Genomic DNA, 4148 nt, shown 5'->3' on the forward strand with positions numbered 1-4148 from the left:
GTGTCGAGCCTGCCCGCCGCCTACGCCGCCGCCCAGCACGCCCTCGCCGCCCAGGTCTGGTCCCAGGGAGCGGAGAATGCCGCGGCCAACCGCGGCCCGGCGGGCAGGCTCGACACCCACCCCGGGAGGGACCACGCCTGGCGGGAACCCGCCCAGCCGCCCGCATCGGTGTCGGTGACCTGGCACGGCGATACCGCGACCGTCAGCGATCCCCGTTATGGCTGGCTCCACGTCGACTCCGACGACCTGGCCGCCGCGCTGACCCTCCGTACCGACGACCTGCTGCGCGCCCTGCGGCCGCTGAACCTCGGCGTCGACGGCAACGAACCCCCCGCCACCCTCGCGGCACTCGCCGCCCTGCACCTGCCCGACCTACCCACCATCCACACGTCCGCGCCGCCGCGCCCACCATCGCCAGCCCCCTCACCGTCAGCCCCCTCGCCGGCCGCGCCGCCACCGCCAGCGCCGTCGGCGGCCGCTCCGCCGCCCACCGGACCTGACCTGGACGGACCACCATGACCACCCCCGAGCCCGCCTGGGACGTCAGCGTCCTCGCCCGCCCCATCGTTCTGCGCGTCCCCGTGCAGCTTGACGGCGATCCCGACCCGATGATCGTCGTGGCCGCGTGGGCGGTCGAACGCCATCTTGCGAGGGCACAAGCAGCCTCCCGGCTTCTTGCCTGGCTCGCGCACCGCGGAGTCGTGGCGCTGCGGACCGCCGGCGTGGTCTTCGAGGTACGTGAGCTGGCGGACGGCTGGCTCCTCGTGCACAGCGGCGCCGAACCGGAACCCAGGGAGCTGGCCGCCGCCGCGTGGATCCGCGCCCACCGACTCGCTCGTGACCGCGCGGCCACCCAGTCACCCGGCACTCCGGACAGCTCATGAGCGGCGACGACACTCCACCGCCGGGCCGAGCCGTCTCGCGTGACGCCGACAGCACCGAGTTCGGGCGGCGTGACCACGGTTTCTTCGACCGTCAGGGTGGCCCGCGCGGGCAGCGGGACCTCGCCCGCGCCCGGTCGCCGTGGACAGGCACCAGACCCCGCCGCGTTGGCGCCAGTACGGTCCACGACCGCACCCTTGGTCTCGGCCAGGTGGCGAGCATGTGGCCTGCGCACACCCCGCCGGCGCTCACCCGCCAGCGGGACGTCCGCCGCCGCGCCACCGACATCATCAACGAGCTGCGCCGCCTCCCACGCCCGACCCCGCTGCGACCGACCGCGCCGCCCGCGGCGCTCCTCGCCTTACTTCACGAGACCGCGGCGGCGACACGGGGGCAGCCGGCCCGCGCGCAGCTCGCGGCCATCCACCGCATAGCCCACGACCACCATCTGGATCCCAGCACGCTTCTCGGGGTCGCGCACGGCGTGGGCACCCTCATCGCCCGCGGCCTGGGCGCCACCAGCGACAGCCCTCGCACCGGGCGGCGGGCCGCCGACGCCCGCGGAAGACCCAGCCTGGACGCCCTGTCCCGGGCGAACCTCCCGCTGGCGCTCGACACCTATCTCGCCCGCGCCCACCTGCGCGACATCGCAGCGTTCTCGGACCCCGACCTTCCCCGCCTCTGGATGGTCGCGAACGCGCTGCGCCACGGGATCCCCGTCGAGGCGATCCTCACCATGCCCGCGACGGTCCACGGACCCGACGCCGCCCTCCAGCCCGAGCGCACCGACCTCCTCGGCTGGCACGGCATCCGGCACGCCCTCGGCGACCTGGACGCCACCGTCCGCACCGCCACCGAAGGCCGCCGCTGGCTCGCCCGCGCCGGCGCCGGACGCGGCGGCAGCGACGCCGTCCTACTCGCCCTCGGCGTCCTGCACACCTCGCACCCCACCCTCGCCGCACAGCTCGCCCTGCGCGGACCCGGGAACCTACGCCTCGCCGACCTGCGCGAACTCGGCCGCCGTTTCCCACCCCCAGCCCACCCCGTCGACCTCACCGACACGGCCTTGAAAGCGATCTGCGACCGCAACGGATGGCTGCTGGGAACCCCCGACGAACGCCACCACCGCGAAGTCGTCGAACGCGCCCTCCCCGCCGCGATGACCGACGAGGTCCGCACCCGCCTCGCGCACGGCGACGGCACCGCCCTCGCGGACGCGCTGCACCGCGTCGCCCCCTCGGACGTCGACCTCGACGCCCGGACCTTCCGCTGGGACCCGGCCGCCGCCGACGCCACGCAGGTACGGCAGCTCCTCGGTGAAGCCTCCCGCGAAGCCCACGCCCAATTCGCCGGCTGGCCTATAACCCCGCACCCCAGTCGCGCCGTCGCCTTCCTCGTCCGCTTCCCCGACCGCGTGCTCCGCCGAGCACTCGTCGTCGACCCCGAGCGGCTCCGCCTCCCCGCCACACCACGAGCAGGCCCCCACCCGACTCCGCCCTCGCCGCAGGTCAGCTCTGCGGCGCCCCTGGATCGTCCGGAGTCGGCGCCGGTCGACGACATCCGGCGGACACCACCTCGGGCAGCGGTGGACATCACGCCGCTCGAACTGCGGCCCTGGCCAGGGCCGGCACCGCCAGCCCTCTGATCACCACGGCCGACCAGTCGACCGAGCGCAGCCGGCCGCCCTCAGGCCCGCTGGCGATGTCCCGTACGAACATCACCCCTCCGGAAGAAGATCCATGAACCCGACGGCTTCCCCCGACAGCCTCCGACGCCTGCCCCTCGTCCACGACCTGCCCTCCACGGCGCCGTTCTTCGGCATCGGCCGCACCCTCGCCTACGAACTCGCCCAGACAGGGGAGTTCCCCTGCCCGATCCGCCGCTACGGCCGCCTCTACCGCGTGCGGACCGCCGACATCCTCGACACCCTCGGCCTCGACCGACCCGCCTGGGCCGCCTGGCACACCGCACGGCTCCAACGCCTGCCACCCGTCGTCGACCTCCCCAGCGCGGCGAAGCTGTTCACCATCGGCCGCACCCTCGCCTACGACCTGGTCCGCGCCGACGAGTTCCCCTGCCCGGTCCGCCGCTACGGCCGCCTCTACCGCGTCCGCACCATCGACCTGCTCGACGCCCTCGGCCTCAATGCCGCCACGGAAACCCCGCCGCCGTCCCAGAACCGGCGGCAGCCCGCCCCACCGACGGAGATCCGCCCACCGGACCGCCTACCGCCCGGCCGAGCACGGCGATGACCCGGCACACCTCGACAGCGCCGAGCGATGCGTGAACCGCTCACCTACGGCACCCTCACCAACGAAACAGCCCGCATCGCCACCGCAGCCGCCACCCGCCCACCACGACCCAGCGCCCGCCTGAGCGACATCCTCGACCACGCCGACGGCATCGGCCGCCTGTTCGCCACCGCCGGCCGCCACAGCAAACTCCTCGACGCCCCCTTCGGCGGCCGAGGCCGCCTCACGCCCTTCGTCAACCGCCTCGTCACCACCACACTGATCGCCGACCAGCTCTACGCCCAGCCCACCCCCGGCCGCACCCCCTGGCACCGCGCCGCCGACACCCTCGGCGCCGCCCACGACCTGCTCGCCTCCCACATCGACCGCCACGGAGCCCACCAAAGCCTCGACGCCGTCCTCCTCGGCGACCCCGTCGCCGTCCGCGGCGCCATGACCCGACTCACCGACATCACCCTCGCCGCCGCCCTCGGCGCCCGCGCCATCCCACCCCTACTCGCCCCGTTCCAGACGAACGCCCCCGCCGTCATCCCCGCCGCCCAGATCCTCACCCGGCTCGCCGCGCTGGCCAGCCCCATCCGCATGTCCCGCGAACACCTCGACCGCACCGGCGACCACACACTCGACCTGCTCGGCCCGCTCCTCGGCGACCCCGCCGCACCCCCGCTCGAACGCACCATCCACCACCTACGCCGACTGCTCCACCAGCTCAGCCAACCCGACGCCCTCATCAGCCACCAGGCCCTCCTCGCCCTCAGCCACCTCGCACTCGGCATCAGCGACCGCACCCACACCCTCACCCGCCGCGCCGCCACCCTCACCCGCGGCCCCACCCGCGCCCGCCTCGACCGCGCCGGCGAACAGGCCGCGCAGACCGCCCGCACCTGGCGCACCATCCGCACCGCCCTCGGCCAGACCACCTCCCGCGGCATCGACGGCCACCAGCTCCCCGACCTCGTCCGCACCCTCGCCCTCAGCCACCTCGCACTCGGCATCAGCGACCGCACCCACACC

3 protein-coding genes and 2 pseudogenes are annotated in these 4148 nt (G+C 74.8%); all 5 read left to right on the forward strand.

Annotated features, from left to right (window positions below):
• A pseudogene (locus C1A33_RS35115) lies at positions 1-519 on the forward strand (hypothetical protein); the annotation flags it as partial.
• Positions 516-884 carry a hypothetical protein gene (locus tag C1A33_RS21175; RefSeq protein WP_101833159.1) on the forward strand — a complete coding sequence of 123 codons (369 nt, stop codon included), beginning with the start codon at positions 516-518 and terminating at the stop codon, positions 882-884. The pseudogene C1A33_RS35115 and the gene C1A33_RS21175, both read left to right, overlap by 4 nt.
• The gene (locus tag C1A33_RS21180) at positions 881-2527 is read left to right on the forward strand and encodes a hypothetical protein (protein WP_101833160.1); all 1647 of its coding nucleotides are present in this window, start codon (positions 881-883) and stop codon (positions 2525-2527) included. Before C1A33_RS21175 ends, C1A33_RS21180 begins: the two co-directional genes overlap by 4 nt.
• 94 nt (positions 2528-2621) lie before the next feature.
• Entirely contained in the window at positions 2622-3134 is a 513-nt protein-coding gene (locus tag C1A33_RS21185; protein ID WP_243407783.1) for a DNA-binding protein, read from the forward strand.
• 27 nt (positions 3135-3161) lie between these two features.
• Positions 3162-4148: pseudogene (locus tag C1A33_RS37535) on the forward strand (hypothetical protein); the annotation flags it as partial.

The sequence above is a fragment of the Frankia canadensis genome, assembly GCF_900197875.1.
Taxonomy (GTDB): Bacteria; Actinomycetota; Actinomycetes; order Frankiales; family Frankiaceae; genus Frankia; species Frankia canadensis.

Excerpts from the sequence above, each read along its gene's own strand:
- C1A33_RS21175 (WP_101833159.1), top strand. The coding sequence starts at position 516 with ATGACCACCCCCGAGCCCGCCTGGGACGTCAGCGTCCTCGCCCGCCCC.
- C1A33_RS21180 (WP_101833160.1), top strand. The coding sequence starts at position 881 with ATGAGCGGCGACGACACTCCACCGCCGGGCCGAGCCGTCTCGCGTGAC.
- C1A33_RS21185 (WP_243407783.1), top strand. The coding sequence starts at position 2,622 with ATGAACCCGACGGCTTCCCCCGACAGCCTCCGACGCCTGCCCCTCGTC.